A 13,659-nucleotide genomic window follows, 5' to 3' on the forward strand; every position below is an offset into this window, starting at 1 on the left:
AATTATTCACCATGGATCTGTTGTTTTATTTCAGCTGTCAATTCATTGATAGTGATTGGAAGGCTCTCGAACTTAAAGTTTTTCTTAGCTAATTTTTGGGCAAATACAGCACTTTGGGGAAGACTGATCAGTTTCTTATCTAATAGGTCCTGATCATTGAAAATATCCTTAGGCGTGCCAACAGCTCTTAATCGACTGTCATGCATCACCATCATCGTCTCTGCATAGTTTGCTACATCATCCATATTATGAGTGATCAAAATAATAGTTTTGCCATTTTGCTGTTGCTCCTTAAACAAATCCATTATCTCTTTACGTCCTACGGGGTCTAATCCGGCCGTAGGCTCGTCTAAAATAATTGTTTCAGGATCACTTGCCAAAACTCCAGCAATCGCCACACGGCGCATTTGACCACCTGACAAATCAAACGGAGATCTGTCAAGGTAGTCTTCACTCAATCCAACGACTTTTATCATCTTGTGTGCGGCTTCTCTGGCTTCTTCTTCTGGGATACCAAAATTCTTTGGTCCAAACATGATATCTTTTTCGACTGTATCTTCAAATAATTGGCTTTCGGGGAACTGAAAAACCATTCCAACTTGCTTACGAAGTGGTTTTAAATTTTTGTTGTTAGTTTCCGGTGTAATCACCCTATCGCCAACTTTTATTTCACCACTAGTAGGTTTTAACAATGCGTTGATATGTCTAACTAATGTAGATTTACCACTACCAGTTTTACCAACGATTGCAGTAAAAGCCTTGTCTTCAATTTTACAAGAGACGTCAGCCAAACCCAATCCTGATAAAGGATTGTTAGATTCGTATGAGTGAGTTACATTTTTGAATTCAATTTGCATAATTGATCTATTAGCCCTTCTTCGTTTACGTATCCTTCTTGACCTAGTTCATCTCTCAAACCATCTGCTACTAAACTAGTAAAGGGTTCTTCTAAACCATAATCAATCAACTTTGGTCCAAGGTCGTATATACCCTTTGGATCAGAATCTTTCACGATTTTACCTGACTTCAATACTATAATTCTATCAGAAAGTTGTGTCTCTTCAATATCGTGAGTAATAGAAAGTACGGTTAAAGATTGCTTTTTGCGTAAATTTTGAATTAAATCTAACACAGTACGGCGACCATCAGGGTCCAACATGCTCGTTGACTCATCCATGATAATAATTTTAGGCTCAATTGCTAAAACACCGGCAATAGCTACACGTTGCTTTTGACCACCAGAAAGCGATTGGGGATCACGCTTTTTGTAATCCTGCATATCTACCATTTGGAGGGCGTGATCAACTCTTTTGATCATGTCTTCACGCTGAACTCCCTGATTTTCTAATCCGAAAGCAACATCATCTTCGACAGTTGCCCCAACAAATTGATGATCAGGGTTTTGAAAGACAATACCAATATTTTTTCGTGCGTCCCAAATATTATCTTCATCAATTTTTACACCATCAATAAAGATATCACCTGAATCACAATCAATTAATCCATCAATTAACTTAGTTAACGTTGTCTTACCACTCCCATTACGGCCAACAATAGATACCCACTCATTTTCTTGTATATCTAAACTTATATCATCAGTGGCATGTGTTTCAGCTTCTGGATATGTGTAAGTAACGTTTTTCATTGAAATAATATTTTTCATTTGTTCCCCTTGAGTAAAAAAAAATCATTCGACAAATTAGTGTCCTTGTTTCCAAGGATCTCAGAGATAGACTTAGTTACAATGTAACCATCATCTTAACACTCACTAATTCATCAGAATGACTGATTTTTTATTAATGAAACTATTATTATTAAACTAATTCAATAATAACCATTGGTGCAGCGTCACCACGACGTGGTGCAGTCTTCAAGATACGTGTGTATCCTCCGTTACGTTCTTTGTAACGTGGGGCAATATCACTGAATAACTTTTGAAGAGCTGATTGTACAACAACAGCATCATCGTCTTCTGTAATGTTAGCAACTTCGTTTCTAACGTATGCAGCAGCCATACGACGAGCGTGCAAATCACCACGTTTGCCTAAAGTTATCATCTTTTCAGTTGTACGACTGATTTCCTTAGCACGTGTTTGAGTTGTAACAATACGTTCATTAATGATTAAATCAGTAGTTAAGTCACGTAACATTGCTTTTCTTTGAGAACTTGTGCGTCCTAATTTACGGTAGCCCATGTGTTTACCTCCTGTTTGAATTTGATATTATTAATCTTCTTGCTTTAATGATAATCCAAGATCAGAGAGCTTTTCTTTAACCTCAACAAGTGATTTGCGTCCAAGATTACGAACACGCATCATATCTGCTTCAGATTTTTCAGTTAGCTCTTGCACTGTATTGATACCAGCACGCTTCAAACAATTGTATGAACGAACAGACAAGTCTAGTTCTTCAATAGTCATTTCAAGCTTCTTCTCTTTTTGTGTTTCTTCTTTTTCAATCATCATGTCGGCACTTTTAGCTTCTTCGGTAAGATTTACAAAACTTGTTAAATGTTCTGTAAGGATCTTAGCAGACAAACTAATAGCTTCTCTAGGACCGATTGAACCGTTAGTCCAGATATCGATTGTCAATTTATCGAAGTCGTTTCTTTTACCCACACGAGTATTTTCAACTTGATAGTTAACTTTTTCCACTGGAGTGAAAATTGAGTCAACTGGTAAAACGCCAATAGGTGTTTCATCGGTTTTATTTTGTTCTGCAGGAGTATATCCACGACCATTTTTAATTGTCATTTGCATATGGAAATGTCCACCATCAGCAACAGTACAAATATGTTGTTCAGGATCCAATATTTCCAAATCATCATCTGCTTTAATGTCTTTAGCTGTAACAGTTGCAGGACCAACAATGTCGATTTCTGCTTTTAAACTGCCTTCTTCAGCATATGACTTTAGAGAAAGTTTCTTAATGTTTAACACAATTTGTGTAACATCTTCGATAACACCCTCTACAGCTGAGAATTCATGCAATACACCATCTATTTGAATATCAGATACCGCTGTACCAGGTAATGATGCCAATAGAACTCTACGAAGAGAGTTTCCTAAGGTTGTACCATATCCTCTTTCAAGCGGTTCGATAATATATTTACCATGATCATTACTTTCTTCAACAGGCGTAATGGTTGGCTTTTCAAATTCGATCATTCGGTTAGTTCCCCTTTCAAAACGAAATGTGTGTAGCTTAGTTCATATGGGTATAAAACCATTCTATACACGACGACGCTTTGGAGGACGTGAGCCATTATGTGGTACTGGTGTGACGTCGCGAATTGCAGTAATTTCCAAACCTGTGGCTTGTAATGAACGAATTGCGGCTTCACGACCTGAACCAGGTCCTTTGACAGCTACTTCAACTGTTTTCATACCATGTTCCATTGATTCTTTAGCAGCTGCTTCTCCAGCCATTTGTGCAGCAAATGGTGTTGACTTACGGCTTCCCTTGAATCCAAGTGCACCAGCTGATGACCATGAAACGGCATTTCCGTTAACATCAGTAATCATAACTAGTGTGTTATTGAAAGTAGAGTGGATATGTGCAACTCCAGCTTCAATATGCTTCTTAGTACGGCGTTTGCGACCTTTGTTTTGTGCCATGAATTAACCTCCTATTCTCTACTTCTTCTTACCGGCAATAGAAACTTTCTTGCCTTTACGAGTTCTTGCATTATTCTTTGTGTTTTGTCCTCTAACGGGCAATCCACGTCTGTGTCTCATACCACGGTATGATCCAATTTCTTGGAGTCTCTTAATGTTCATACTTACTTCACGACGCAAGTCACCTTCGACACGGACCTTATCGATCTCTGTACGAATTTTGTCTTCTTGGTCAGGAGTTAAATCTCTAGTACGAACGTCTTCAGAAACGTCAGCGTTCTTAAGCACTTTTTGTGCAGTTGTATTACCGATACCAAAAATGTATGTAAGGGCAATAACAATTCTCTTATCACGAGGTAAATCTACACCTGCTATACGAGCCATTAATTAGCACCTCCTATTTTAAATTATCCTTGTCTTTGTTTGTGTTTTGGATCTGCAGAGCAAATAACCATAACGCGTCCGCGTCTCTTAATTACTTTACAGTGTTCACACATAGGTTTAACGGATGGTCTTACTTTCATATTGTGGAACCTCCATTCCATTAAAATACTTTTTATCTATATCTATATGTAATTCTTCCCTTGGTTAAATCATAAGGTGACAATTCAACAGTGACCTTATCGCCGGGTAAAATTCTAATGTAGTGCATACGGATTTTACCTGACACATGAGCTAAAACTGTAGCTCCGTTTTCAAGCTTCACCTTAAACATTGCATTAGGCAATGTTTCTGATATTGTACCTTCTACTTCAATGACATCATCTTTTGCCAAAGATATTAACCTCCAATGATCATAGGGATAAAATTCATTTGCATATACCGCAAAATTATACAATAATTTTACGGCAATGTAAACAAACCAAAGCTAAATAGTTCTACAAGTTTTGTAAAACTTCTTTAACTTCTTTATATACAACATCGATATCCTGCTCACCATTGATCTTATGAAGCAAGTTTAGCTTGCTGTAAAAATCAATAATAGGAGTATTCTTTTCGATGTTAACTTTTAATCTGTTCTTAACTGTCTCAGGCTTGTCATCGTCACGCTGGTAAAAATCATGTTTACCACAGACGTCACAAGTACCTTCGACCTTTGTTGGATTGTAGATTTTGTGGTAAGTTGCTCCACAATTTGAGCAAATATATCTTCCAGATAAACGTCCAACAAGAGCTTCTGGTTTAACATCAATTAAGATGACACCATCGATCGGCTTGTTTACATTCTTTGCAATTGTCTGTAAAGCGTTAGCCTGTTCGATAGTTCTTGGAAATCCATCTAGCATATATCCACTTTTTTGAACGTCATCTTTAGCTAAACGTTCTTCAACGATTGCTTCAGTAACGTCATCGGGAACTAGCTCACCCTTATCCATAAATCCCTTGGCTTTTAGACCAACTTCAGTCTCATCAGCCATAGCTTGTCTAAACATATCGCCAGTTGAAATATGGATAACATTAAAATCTTCAACAATTTTTTCAGCTTGTGTACCTTTACCAGCACCAGGCAATCCCATCAAAACAATGTTCATTATTACATCTCCCAACAATTATCTTATCTAATAAACCCAACGTATTCACGTTTCATCAATAGACCTCTAAGTTGACGATCCATTTCTAGTGTAACACCAACGATGATAAGTAAACTTGTACCACCTAATCCGATGGATTGAGGTAGGTTGAATATATTTGCTGCAAGCAATGGTAGCAATGAAACTAAACCTAAGAATATTGAACCAACTGTAGATAATCTAAGAAGGACACCATTCATAAATTTAATTGTCTCATTTCCTGGCCAAACAGCTGGGATATAAGCACCTTGCTTTTGTAGATTTTCTGATAATTTTTCAGGATTTACTTGAACGAATGCATAGAAGAATGTGAATAACACAATCAACAATGTATAAAGTAATGATCCTGTAACAGTTTGCATACTGAATATTTCAGATAGAACTTGATACCAGCCATCTCCACTGTGATTTGCTTGGAACGCCATCAAAATAGTTTGAGGTGTAACAATAAATGAACTTGCGAAGATAACAGGGATAACACCAGCAACGTTAACCTTTAGTGGCAAGAAACTTTCGCTTCCGCTACCTGCGGCACGTCTTGTATATTGAATTGGAATACGTCTGTTAGCTTGTTGAACGTATGTAACAAATTGTACAACGATCAGAATAATGATTACTAATCCAACGATAAATCCAATGTTCTTTGCGAGATCTGCGGCATCGGCATTGCTAATATAATCACGGTAAATTTCATAAATACCAGAAGGCATTCTAGCAACAATACCAGCGAAGATAATAACAGAAACACCATTACCTAGACCTTTATCAGTGATTTGTTCACCAATCCAGGTAAGTAACATTGTACCACCTGTCAAAATAACACCAATTGTTATGAAGGCTTGAATGTTTGGTGTTTTAACCAAACCTAAACCACTAAGTGTATTGAAACCGGCTGTTATACCGATTGATTGTACGAAGCCTAAAACAATCGTCAAATATCTAGTTACTTGATTTAGTTTTCTACGACCTACTTCACCTTGTTTACTCCACTCAACAAACTTAGGAACAATATCCATTTGGAGTAATTGAACCACGATTTGTGCAGTGATGAAAGGTGATACACCCATTGAGAAGATGGAATAATTTGATAAACCACCACCAGTAACGGTATCAAGCAATGGTACAAGACCAGAAGAACTGACCTTATCCATAGCTGCGGCGTTAACGCCAGGTACTGTTATCTGTGAACCCAATCTATAAATAACAAGTAACATTAAGGTAAAGAATATCTTTTGACGGATCTCTTTAACCTTTAGAGCATCTCTGATAGTTCTAAACATTAGATCACCTCGACTGAGCCACCAGCAGCTTCAATTGCCTTAGTAGCAGCGTCAGAGCTTTTAGCAACTTTAACAGTTAACTTAGCTTTTACTTCTCCGTTAGCAAGTAATTTAACACCGTCAAATTCTTTCTTAACGATTCCTGCTTCCTTCAAAGTTTGAAGATTTACTTCAGCACCATCGCTGAACTTGTTCAAGTCTTTAAGGTTAACAACTGCATATTCTTTGCGGTTGATATTCTTAAATCCACGTTTTGGCATACGACGGAATAAAGGCATTTGTCCACCTTCAAAACCGATACGTGTCTTACCACCTGATCTAGCTAATTGACCTTTTTGTCCACGACCAGCAGTCTTACCAGTACCACTTGAAGTACCACGACCCAAACGTTTTCTAGAATGTCTTGAACCTTCACTAGGTTTAAGTTCATGTAGTTCCATTCTTGCACCTCCTAATCTTTGAATATTTATTAATCTTTAACTTCTTCAACGCTAACTAAATGAGCGATTTTCAATACAGCACCACGAATTGCGGGATCATCCGGCTTAACAACTGAACTATTAACTCTAGCGAGTCCTAGTTCTTTAACAATTTTGCGTTGAGCAGGAAGGCGGTGAGCTGCACTTCTAGTAAGAGTAATCTTAAGTTTAGCCATTATTACACACCTTTCTTCTAGTTAAGCAAGTTTTGAGCTGAAATTCCACGCATTTCAGAAACACTTTCAGCTGTCTTGATTTCTTTAAGTCCTTCGATTGTTGCACGAATTACGTTAATTGGTGTATTTCTTCCAAGTGATTTACTTGTAATATCACCAACACCAGCTAATTCTAGCACGGCACGAACAGCACCACCAGCGGCGATACCAGAACCTTCAACAGCAGGTTTTAACATAATTCTACCTGCGCCGTAAGTACCAATAACTTCGTGAGGAATTGTTGAGCCTACCATAGGAACATTGATTAAGTTCTTCTTAGCATCTTCAACAGCTTTACGAATAGCTTCTGGAACTTCTTGAGCTTTACCAGTTCCGAATCCAACGTGGCCATTCTTGTCTCCAACGATTACGATAGCTGCAAAACGTAGACGGCGTCCACCTTTAACAACCTTAGTAACACGGTTGATTGATACAACGCGATCTTCCAATTCCATTTGAGATGGATCGATATATGTCATAAGTTTGGTTTCCTCCTTCTAGAATTTTAGCCCATTTTCACGAGCTGCTTCAGCAAGACTTTGTACACGACCATGGTATAAGTAACCTGCACGATCAAATACAACATCTTCGATTTTAGCTTCGTTTGCTCTTTTGGCAACTAAAGCACCAACAGCTTGAGCTTGTTCAACTTTTGAACCGTCTTTAATTTCTTTATCAAGAGTTGAGGCACTTGCTAGCGTTACACCCTTTACGTCATCAATTACTTGAGCGTAAATGTTTTTATTCGAACGGAATATGTTTAAGCGTGGGCGCTCAGCAGTACCAGAGATTTTGGCACGTACACGTTTTTGACGCTTTTGACGTGCTTTGTTTTTGTCTGGTTTTGTTATCACAATTTTCACCTCATAGATTTATTTACTATTTACCAGTTTTACCTTCTTTACGACGTACATATTCGTCAACATAACGAATACCTTTACCCTTATATGGTTCTGGGGGACGTACGTCGCGAATCTCAGCAGCAAATTGTCCAACCTTTTGCTTACTAATACCTGAGATGTTGATCTCTGTATTTGAAGGAGATTCAATCTTAATACCTTTTGGTGCTTCCATGTTAACTGGATGTGAGTATCCAACTGAAAGTGTCAATGTTGTACCTTTAACTTGTGCACGGTAACCAACACCTCTAAGTTCAAGTTTCTTTTCAAATCCTTCTGTAACACCAAGAACCATGTTGTTAAGGTTTGAACGCATTGTTCCGTGAAGAGCTTTGTCATTATCGCTTTCACGTTCGAACTTAGCTTCATTACCTTCAAGAACTAATTTGATTTTTGGATTGAAATGTCTTGTTAATTCACCCTTTGGGCCTTTAACAGTGATATCTTCATCTTTTTGAGTAACTGTAACACCTTCTGGAATTTCAATTACTTTATAACCAATACGACTCAAATTTGTGCACCTCCTTGTCCTTTAAAATTATTACCAAATATAAGCGATTACTTCTCCACCAACGTGTTGTGCACGGGCTTCTTTATCAGTAATTACACCTTTTGAAGTTGAAAGGATAGCGATACCTAGTCCATTAAGAACCTTTGGCACGTTATCAGAATCAACGTAACTACGCAAACCTGGTCTTGAAATACGTTTCAAGCCTGTGATTACACGTTGTTGATCTTTTCCAAATTTAAGGAATATACGAAGAATACCTTGTTTGTTGTCTTCAACAACTTCGTAATCCTTGATAAATCCTTCAGTTTTTAAAATCTCTGTAATGCTCTTCTTGATGTTTGAAGCAGGCACTTCTAGAGATTCATGTTTTACCATATTAGCGTTACGAATACGAGTTAAGTAATCCGCAATAGGATCTGTCATGACCATTTAATTTACCTCCTTTTAATGTAAAAATCTTACCAACTAGCTTTTCTCATGCCAGGGATTTGACCTTTATGAGCCAATTCGCGAAGGCAAACACGGCAAAGCTTGAACTTACGATAAACAGAATGTGGACGACCACAACGTTCGCAACGAGTATATTCTTGTGATGAGAACTTAGCTGGTCTATGATTCCGTACTACTTGAGATTTCTTAGCCAATGAATTGACCTCCTTTTTATTTAGTGAATGGCATTCCAATTTGTGATAGAAGTTCACGTGATTCTTCATCTGAGTTAGCTGTTGTTACGATAACAACGTCCAATCCACGAATCTTGTTAACCTTATCATAGTCAATTTCTGGGAAAACCAATTGTTCTTTGAGTCCTAATGTATAGTTACCACGACCATCAAATGAACGAGTACTTACACCACGGAAATCACGAACACGAGGTAAAGCGACGTTGATTAACTTGTCTAGAAAGTCATACATACGATCGCCACGAATTGTAACTTTAGCACCGATTGACATTCCTTCACGAAGTCTGAAACCAGCGATAGATTTCTTAGCTTTTGTAATCAAAGGTTTTTGACCTGAAATAAGTCCTAGTTCTTCTACGGCTTCATCAAGATTCTTTGAATTAGCAATTGCGTCACCAACACCCATGTTAAGAACGACTTTTTCGATCTTAGGTGTTTGCATGATTGATGTGTAGTTAAATTTTTCCATCATTGATGGTGTAATTTCGCTATCATATCTTTCTTTTAATGCATTAGCCATTTAGTTTTCTCCTTTCTTACTTGTCTTCTTTTTTATCAGTTGATTTTGTTGATTTCTTGGCTGTTGATGTTTTCTTAGCTGAACCCTTAACAATTTTTACGTTAGTAGCATTGATGGGTCTTTCAACGTCGATGATTCCGCCTTGAGGTTGTGTGTTAGTTGGTTTTGAATGTTTTTTTACAACATTTACGCCTTTAACAATAACCTTGTTTTCACGGGGCAAAGCTTGGATAACAGTACCTTGCTTGCCTTTGTCATCACCAGAAATAATTTCAACGTTGTCTCCAGTTTTTACAAACACTATTCAGCACCTCCTGAATTAAATTGATCTTTTTATAGCACTTCTGGTGCTAGTGATACGATCTTCATAAAATCGCTATCACGTAGTTCACGAGCAACTGGTCCGAAGATACGAGTTCCTCTAGGAGTCTTATCAGCATTAATAATAACTGCGGCATTTTCGTCGAATCTGATGTAGGAACCATCTGTACGATGTGCGCCTGAAACAGTTCTTACGATTACTGCCTTAACTACGTCACCCTTTTTAACAACGCCACCTGGTGTTGCTTGTTTGACAGTAGCGACAATAATATCTCCGATATTTGCTGTTTTACGGTTTGAACCACCGAGAACTTTAATAGTTAGAATTTCACGAGCTCCAGAATTATCTGCAACTTTTAGACGGCTTTCTTGTTGAATCACTTAATTAGTCCTCCTCTCATCAGTATTTAAAACTAGATAATAACTGCTTTTTCGACGATTTCTAATAAACGGAAGCGCTTTGTCTTTGACAAAGGTCGAGTTTCCATAATACGAACAATATCGCCAATTTTAGCTTCATTCTTTTCGTCTTGAACGTAATACTTCTTTGAGTATCTTACACGTTTACCATAAACTGGGTGTTTCTTGTAAGTTTCAACAACAACTGTGATCGTTTTTTCTGCTTTATCTGAAACAACGCGTCCTTGGTATACTTTACGACTGTTACGAGTTTCTTTTTCGCTCAACGTGATATCTCCCTTCCTGTTTATTATTTTTCGTTATTTACTTGATTTTGAACAGTTCTTAATCTAGCAATATTCTTTCTTACAGCTTTTAGACGAGCTGTGTTTTCCAATTGGCCTGTAGCTTGTTGGAAACGAAGGTTAAATAATTCTTCTTTATATTGCTTAACTTTATCTTGTAGTTCAGTAGCAGTTAGCTCTTTGATTTCACTAGCCTTCATCAGCGCCACCTACTTTCTCAGCTTTTACAAACTTAGTTCTCACTGGAAGTTTGTTTGATGCAAGTCTTAGGGCTTCACGAGCAACTTCTTCAGGAACGCCACCGATTTCAAACATGACTTTTTCACGTTTTACAACGGCAACCCATCCAGCAGGAGCACCTTTACCAGAACCCATACGAACACCTACACCTTTAGCGGTATATGATTTGTGAGGGAAGATTTTAATCCAAACCTTACCACCACGCTTCATATAACGAGTCATAGCAACACGAGCTGCTTCGATTTGTCTATTTGTGATCCAGCTTGAATCAAGAGCTTTCAAACCATATTCACCAAAATCGACATTTTTACCACCTTTAGCTTCTCCGCGCATCTTACCACGGAATTCACGACGGTGTTTTACACGTTTTGGTACTAGCATAGATTATTCTCCTTTCCCTTCATTGTTGTTTTGATTATGTTTTGGCTTGTCAGGAAGAATTTCACCACGGTAAATCCAAGTTTTAACACCCAAGTTACCATATGTTGTACTTGCTTCAACCCAAGCATAATCGATATCTGCACGCAATGTGTGAAGAGGAACAGTTCCCTCTGTATGCCATTCTCTACGAGCCATATCGGCACCGTTTAAACGACCAGATATTTGAATCTTGATACCCTTGGCACCGGCACGTCTTGAACGTTGAACGGCTTGACGTTGTGCACGTCTAAATGCGATACGAGCTTCAAGTTGACGAGCAACATTTTCACCCACAAGTTTTGCATCTAGATCAGGTTTCTTGATTTCAATAATATTAATATGAATATTTCTGTTTACTAAGTTGTTTAGTTCGTTACGTAGCTTTTCAACTTCTGAACCACCCTTACCGATAACCATTCCTGGTTTAGCGGTATGGATTGAAACTGTAACGTTCTTAGCAGTACGTTCAATTTCAATTCTTGATACTGAAGCATTTGAAAGTCTATCTTCAATATACTTACGGATCTTTAGGTCTTCATGTAAAAATGTTGAAAAATCTTTTTCTGCATACCATTTGGCATCCCAGTCACGGATTACACCAACACGGAATCCGACTGGATTAATCTTTTGACCCACTCAAGTTACCTCCAATACTATTCTTTTATTACTAGTCTTTTTCAGTTACTACAACTGTAATGTGACTTGTTCTTTTATTAATTGGTGATGCTGAACCTTTTGCTCTAGGACGGAAACGTTTTAGAGTTGGTCCTTCATCAACGAATGCTTCGCTAACAAATAGGTTTTGTGCATCTAAATCAAAGTTATGTTCTGCGTTTGCAATTGCTGACTTAAGAGCTTTGGCAATAATTGGAGAGCCTGCTCTAGGTGTGAATTGCAAAATTGCAAGTGCCTCAGCAGCATTTTTGCCTCTGATCAAATCAATAACAAGGCGAGCCTTACGAGGTGCAATACGCACGTTCTTAACTTTGGCTGTTGCAGATGTAATTTCTTGTTCTGCCATCATTTAGTCTCCCTTCTTATTACTTTGCTACAGTTTTCTTATCGTCAGTACCATGTCCATGGAATGTACGTGTAGGTACAAATTCACCTAACTTATGTCCAACCATATCTTCTTGGATATAAACTGGAACGTGCTTACGTCCATCATGAACTGCAATAGTGAATCCTACGAAACTAGGAAAAATTGTTGAACGTCTTGACCATGTCTTGATAACAGATTTCTTATCTGAATCAGCTTGTGCGTCAATTTTCTTTAACAAATGGGCATCAGCAAATGGTCCCTTTTTTAAACTACGACTCATTTTATGTCCTCCTTATATTATTCTTGCGAAATAATTACTTACCTTTTCTATGACGAATGATAAGTTTTTCAGATTTGGCATGTTTTGAACGAGTTTTCTTACCAAGAGTCTTCTTACCCCATGGTGACATAGGTGATGGATGACCGATAGGAGCTTTACCTTCACCACCACCGTGTGGGTGATCGTTAGGGTTCATAACTGAACCACGAACTGTAGGTCTGATACCTAACCAACGCTTACGTCCAGCTTTACCAATCTTAATTAATTCATGTTGTTCATTACCAATAGCGCCGATACTTGCACGGCAAGTAGAAAGGATCATACGAACTTCACCAGAAGGTAAACGTAGTAATGAGTACTTTCCATCTCTACCTAATAATTGGATTGATGTACCAGCAGAACGACCTAATTGGCCACCCTTACCAGGTTTTAACTCAACGTTATGAAGAATAGTACCAACTGGAATGTTTTCTAGTGGAAGAGCATTTCCTGGTTTGATATCTGCTTCGACACCTGATTGAATTTTTTGTCCAACTTCAAGACCCTTAGGAGCTAGGATATATGATTTAACACCATCTGAATAGTGTAATAATGCAATGTTAGCTGTACGGTTAGGATCGTATTCGATTGCCTTAACTGTTGCAACTACGTTATCTTTAGTACGTTTGAAATCGATAATACGGTAGTGTTGCTTATGACCACCACCACGGTGACGAACTGTAATATGACCGTATGAGTTACGACCAGCAGTATGGCTTTGTGATTCTAATAATGTCTTTTCAGGAGATTTCTTAGTAATCTCGGCAAAATCAGAACCTGTCATATTACGACGACCGTTTGTGGTTGGTTTATACTTGATAATCGCCATTATTTGACC

General features: G+C 38.0%; 27 protein-coding genes. All 27 read right to left on the reverse strand.

Translation table 11 applies throughout. The features are described 5' to 3' along the window. Positions 1-2: 2 nt before the first annotated feature. Positions 3-857, reverse strand: a complete 855-nt coding sequence (locus EKM63_RS07190) for an energy-coupling factor ABC transporter ATP-binding protein (protein ID WP_125705179.1) — start codon at positions 855-857, stop codon at positions 3-5. Then, entirely contained in the window at positions 833-1,663 is an 831-nt protein-coding gene (locus EKM63_RS07195; RefSeq protein ID WP_125705181.1) for an energy-coupling factor transporter ATPase, read from the reverse strand. Before EKM63_RS07195 ends, EKM63_RS07190 begins: the two co-directional genes overlap by 25 nt. Positions 1,664-1,814: 151 nt before the next feature. Continuing rightward, complete coding sequence (rplQ, locus tag EKM63_RS07200) at positions 1,815-2,195, reverse strand: 50S ribosomal protein L17 (RefSeq protein WP_125705182.1); 381 nt, start codon at positions 2,193-2,195, stop codon at positions 1,815-1,817. 30 nt (positions 2,196-2,225) lie between these two features. Continuing rightward, positions 2,226-3,167 (reverse strand): DNA-directed RNA polymerase subunit alpha, encoded by a 942-nt coding sequence (locus EKM63_RS07205; protein ID WP_125705183.1) that lies wholly within the window; start codon positions 3,165-3,167, stop codon positions 2,226-2,228. A gap of 63 nt (positions 3,168-3,230) precedes the next feature. Then, a complete protein-coding gene (gene rpsK, locus EKM63_RS07210) occupies positions 3,231-3,617 on the reverse strand; it encodes a 30S ribosomal protein S11 (RefSeq protein WP_010018549.1) in 387 nt (128 codons plus the stop codon). Positions 3,618-3,635: 18 nt separating this feature from the next. After that, a complete protein-coding gene (gene rpsM, locus EKM63_RS07215; RefSeq protein WP_125705184.1) occupies positions 3,636-4,001 on the reverse strand; it encodes a 30S ribosomal protein S13 in 366 nt (121 codons plus the stop codon). Positions 4,002-4,024: 23 nt separating this feature from the next. Continuing rightward, positions 4,025-4,141, reverse strand: coding sequence for a 50S ribosomal protein L36 (gene rpmJ, locus EKM63_RS07220; RefSeq protein ID WP_010018546.1), 117 nt, complete (start codon positions 4,139-4,141; stop codon positions 4,025-4,027). Positions 4,142-4,173: 32 nt separating this feature from the next. After that, the gene (gene infA, locus EKM63_RS07225; protein ID WP_010624903.1) at positions 4,174-4,392 is read right to left on the reverse strand and encodes a translation initiation factor IF-1; all 219 of its coding nucleotides are present in this window, start codon (positions 4,390-4,392) and stop codon (positions 4,174-4,176) included. Positions 4,393-4,495: 103 nt separating this feature from the next. Then, positions 4,496-5,149, reverse strand: coding sequence for an adenylate kinase (locus tag EKM63_RS07230; RefSeq protein ID WP_125705185.1), 654 nt, complete (start codon positions 5,147-5,149; stop codon positions 4,496-4,498). 23 nt (positions 5,150-5,172) lie between these two features. Continuing rightward, complete coding sequence (gene secY, locus EKM63_RS07235) at positions 5,173-6,468, reverse strand: preprotein translocase subunit SecY (RefSeq protein ID WP_125705186.1); 1,296 nt, start codon at positions 6,466-6,468, stop codon at positions 5,173-5,175. Beyond that, positions 6,468-6,908 (reverse strand): 50S ribosomal protein L15, encoded by a 441-nt coding sequence (gene rplO / locus EKM63_RS07240; protein WP_125705187.1) that lies wholly within the window; start codon positions 6,906-6,908, stop codon positions 6,468-6,470. The genes secY and rplO overlap by 1 nt, the downstream gene beginning before the upstream one ends. A gap of 29 nt (positions 6,909-6,937) precedes the next feature. Beyond that, a complete protein-coding gene (rpmD, locus tag EKM63_RS07245) occupies positions 6,938-7,123 on the reverse strand; it encodes a 50S ribosomal protein L30 (RefSeq protein ID WP_125705189.1) in 186 nt (61 codons plus the stop codon). Between the two features lie 17 nt (positions 7,124-7,140). Further along, positions 7,141-7,641 carry a 30S ribosomal protein S5 gene (rpsE, locus tag EKM63_RS07250; protein WP_125705190.1) on the reverse strand — a complete coding sequence of 167 codons (501 nt, stop codon included), beginning with the start codon at positions 7,639-7,641 and terminating at the stop codon, positions 7,141-7,143. A gap of 18 nt (positions 7,642-7,659) precedes the next feature. After that, positions 7,660-8,025, reverse strand: coding sequence for a 50S ribosomal protein L18 (rplR, locus tag EKM63_RS07255; RefSeq protein ID WP_318530634.1), 366 nt, complete (start codon positions 8,023-8,025; stop codon positions 7,660-7,662). Between the two features lie 16 nt (positions 8,026-8,041). Then, the gene (gene rplF / locus EKM63_RS07260) at positions 8,042-8,572 is read right to left on the reverse strand and encodes a 50S ribosomal protein L6 (RefSeq protein WP_125705194.1); all 531 of its coding nucleotides are present in this window, start codon (positions 8,570-8,572) and stop codon (positions 8,042-8,044) included. 30 nt (positions 8,573-8,602) lie between these two features. Next, on the reverse strand, positions 8,603-9,001 hold the full coding sequence (gene rpsH, locus EKM63_RS07265) for a 30S ribosomal protein S8 (RefSeq protein ID WP_125705196.1): 399 nt from the start codon (positions 8,999-9,001) through the stop codon (positions 8,603-8,605). Positions 9,002-9,030: 29 nt separating this feature from the next. Beyond that, on the reverse strand, positions 9,031-9,216 hold the full coding sequence (locus EKM63_RS07270; protein ID WP_125674859.1) for a type Z 30S ribosomal protein S14: 186 nt from the start codon (positions 9,214-9,216) through the stop codon (positions 9,031-9,033). Positions 9,217-9,232: 16 nt separating this feature from the next. Then, a complete protein-coding gene (gene rplE, locus EKM63_RS07275) occupies positions 9,233-9,775 on the reverse strand; it encodes a 50S ribosomal protein L5 (protein WP_125705198.1) in 543 nt (180 codons plus the stop codon). A gap of 16 nt (positions 9,776-9,791) precedes the next feature. Then, the gene (gene rplX, locus EKM63_RS07280; protein WP_125705200.1) at positions 9,792-10,076 is read right to left on the reverse strand and encodes a 50S ribosomal protein L24; all 285 of its coding nucleotides are present in this window, start codon (positions 10,074-10,076) and stop codon (positions 9,792-9,794) included. Positions 10,077-10,108: 32 nt separating this feature from the next. Next, the gene (rplN, locus tag EKM63_RS07285; RefSeq protein WP_048704069.1) at positions 10,109-10,477 is read right to left on the reverse strand and encodes a 50S ribosomal protein L14; all 369 of its coding nucleotides are present in this window, start codon (positions 10,475-10,477) and stop codon (positions 10,109-10,111) included. A gap of 32 nt (positions 10,478-10,509) precedes the next feature. Continuing rightward, positions 10,510-10,782 carry a 30S ribosomal protein S17 gene (rpsQ, locus tag EKM63_RS07290; RefSeq protein ID WP_125705202.1) on the reverse strand — a complete coding sequence of 91 codons (273 nt, stop codon included), beginning with the start codon at positions 10,780-10,782 and terminating at the stop codon, positions 10,510-10,512. Positions 10,783-10,805: 23 nt separating this feature from the next. Then, the gene (rpmC, locus tag EKM63_RS07295; protein ID WP_048704073.1) at positions 10,806-11,000 is read right to left on the reverse strand and encodes a 50S ribosomal protein L29; all 195 of its coding nucleotides are present in this window, start codon (positions 10,998-11,000) and stop codon (positions 10,806-10,808) included. Continuing rightward, complete coding sequence (gene rplP, locus EKM63_RS07300) at positions 10,990-11,421, reverse strand: 50S ribosomal protein L16 (protein WP_010624918.1); 432 nt, start codon at positions 11,419-11,421, stop codon at positions 10,990-10,992. Before rplP ends, rpmC begins: the two co-directional genes overlap by 11 nt. A 3-nt stretch (positions 11,422-11,424) precedes the next feature. Continuing rightward, positions 11,425-12,096: a 30S ribosomal protein S3 gene (gene rpsC, locus EKM63_RS07305; protein ID WP_125705204.1), complete on the reverse strand. Its 672-nt coding sequence runs from the start codon at positions 12,094-12,096 to the stop codon at positions 11,425-11,427. Between the two features lie 31 nt (positions 12,097-12,127). After that, positions 12,128-12,481 carry a 50S ribosomal protein L22 gene (gene rplV / locus EKM63_RS07310; protein WP_125705206.1) on the reverse strand — a complete coding sequence of 118 codons (354 nt, stop codon included), beginning with the start codon at positions 12,479-12,481 and terminating at the stop codon, positions 12,128-12,130. A gap of 19 nt (positions 12,482-12,500) precedes the next feature. Continuing rightward, on the reverse strand, positions 12,501-12,782 hold the full coding sequence (rpsS, locus tag EKM63_RS07315) for a 30S ribosomal protein S19 (protein WP_125705207.1): 282 nt from the start codon (positions 12,780-12,782) through the stop codon (positions 12,501-12,503). A gap of 34 nt (positions 12,783-12,816) precedes the next feature. Beyond that, the gene (rplB, locus tag EKM63_RS07320) at positions 12,817-13,650 is read right to left on the reverse strand and encodes a 50S ribosomal protein L2 (RefSeq protein WP_125705209.1); all 834 of its coding nucleotides are present in this window, start codon (positions 13,648-13,650) and stop codon (positions 12,817-12,819) included. Between the last annotated feature and the right edge of the window lie 9 nt (positions 13,651-13,659).

This window comes from Companilactobacillus mishanensis (assembly GCF_003946505.1).
Lineage (GTDB): Bacteria > Bacillota > Bacilli > Lactobacillales > Lactobacillaceae > Companilactobacillus > Companilactobacillus mishanensis.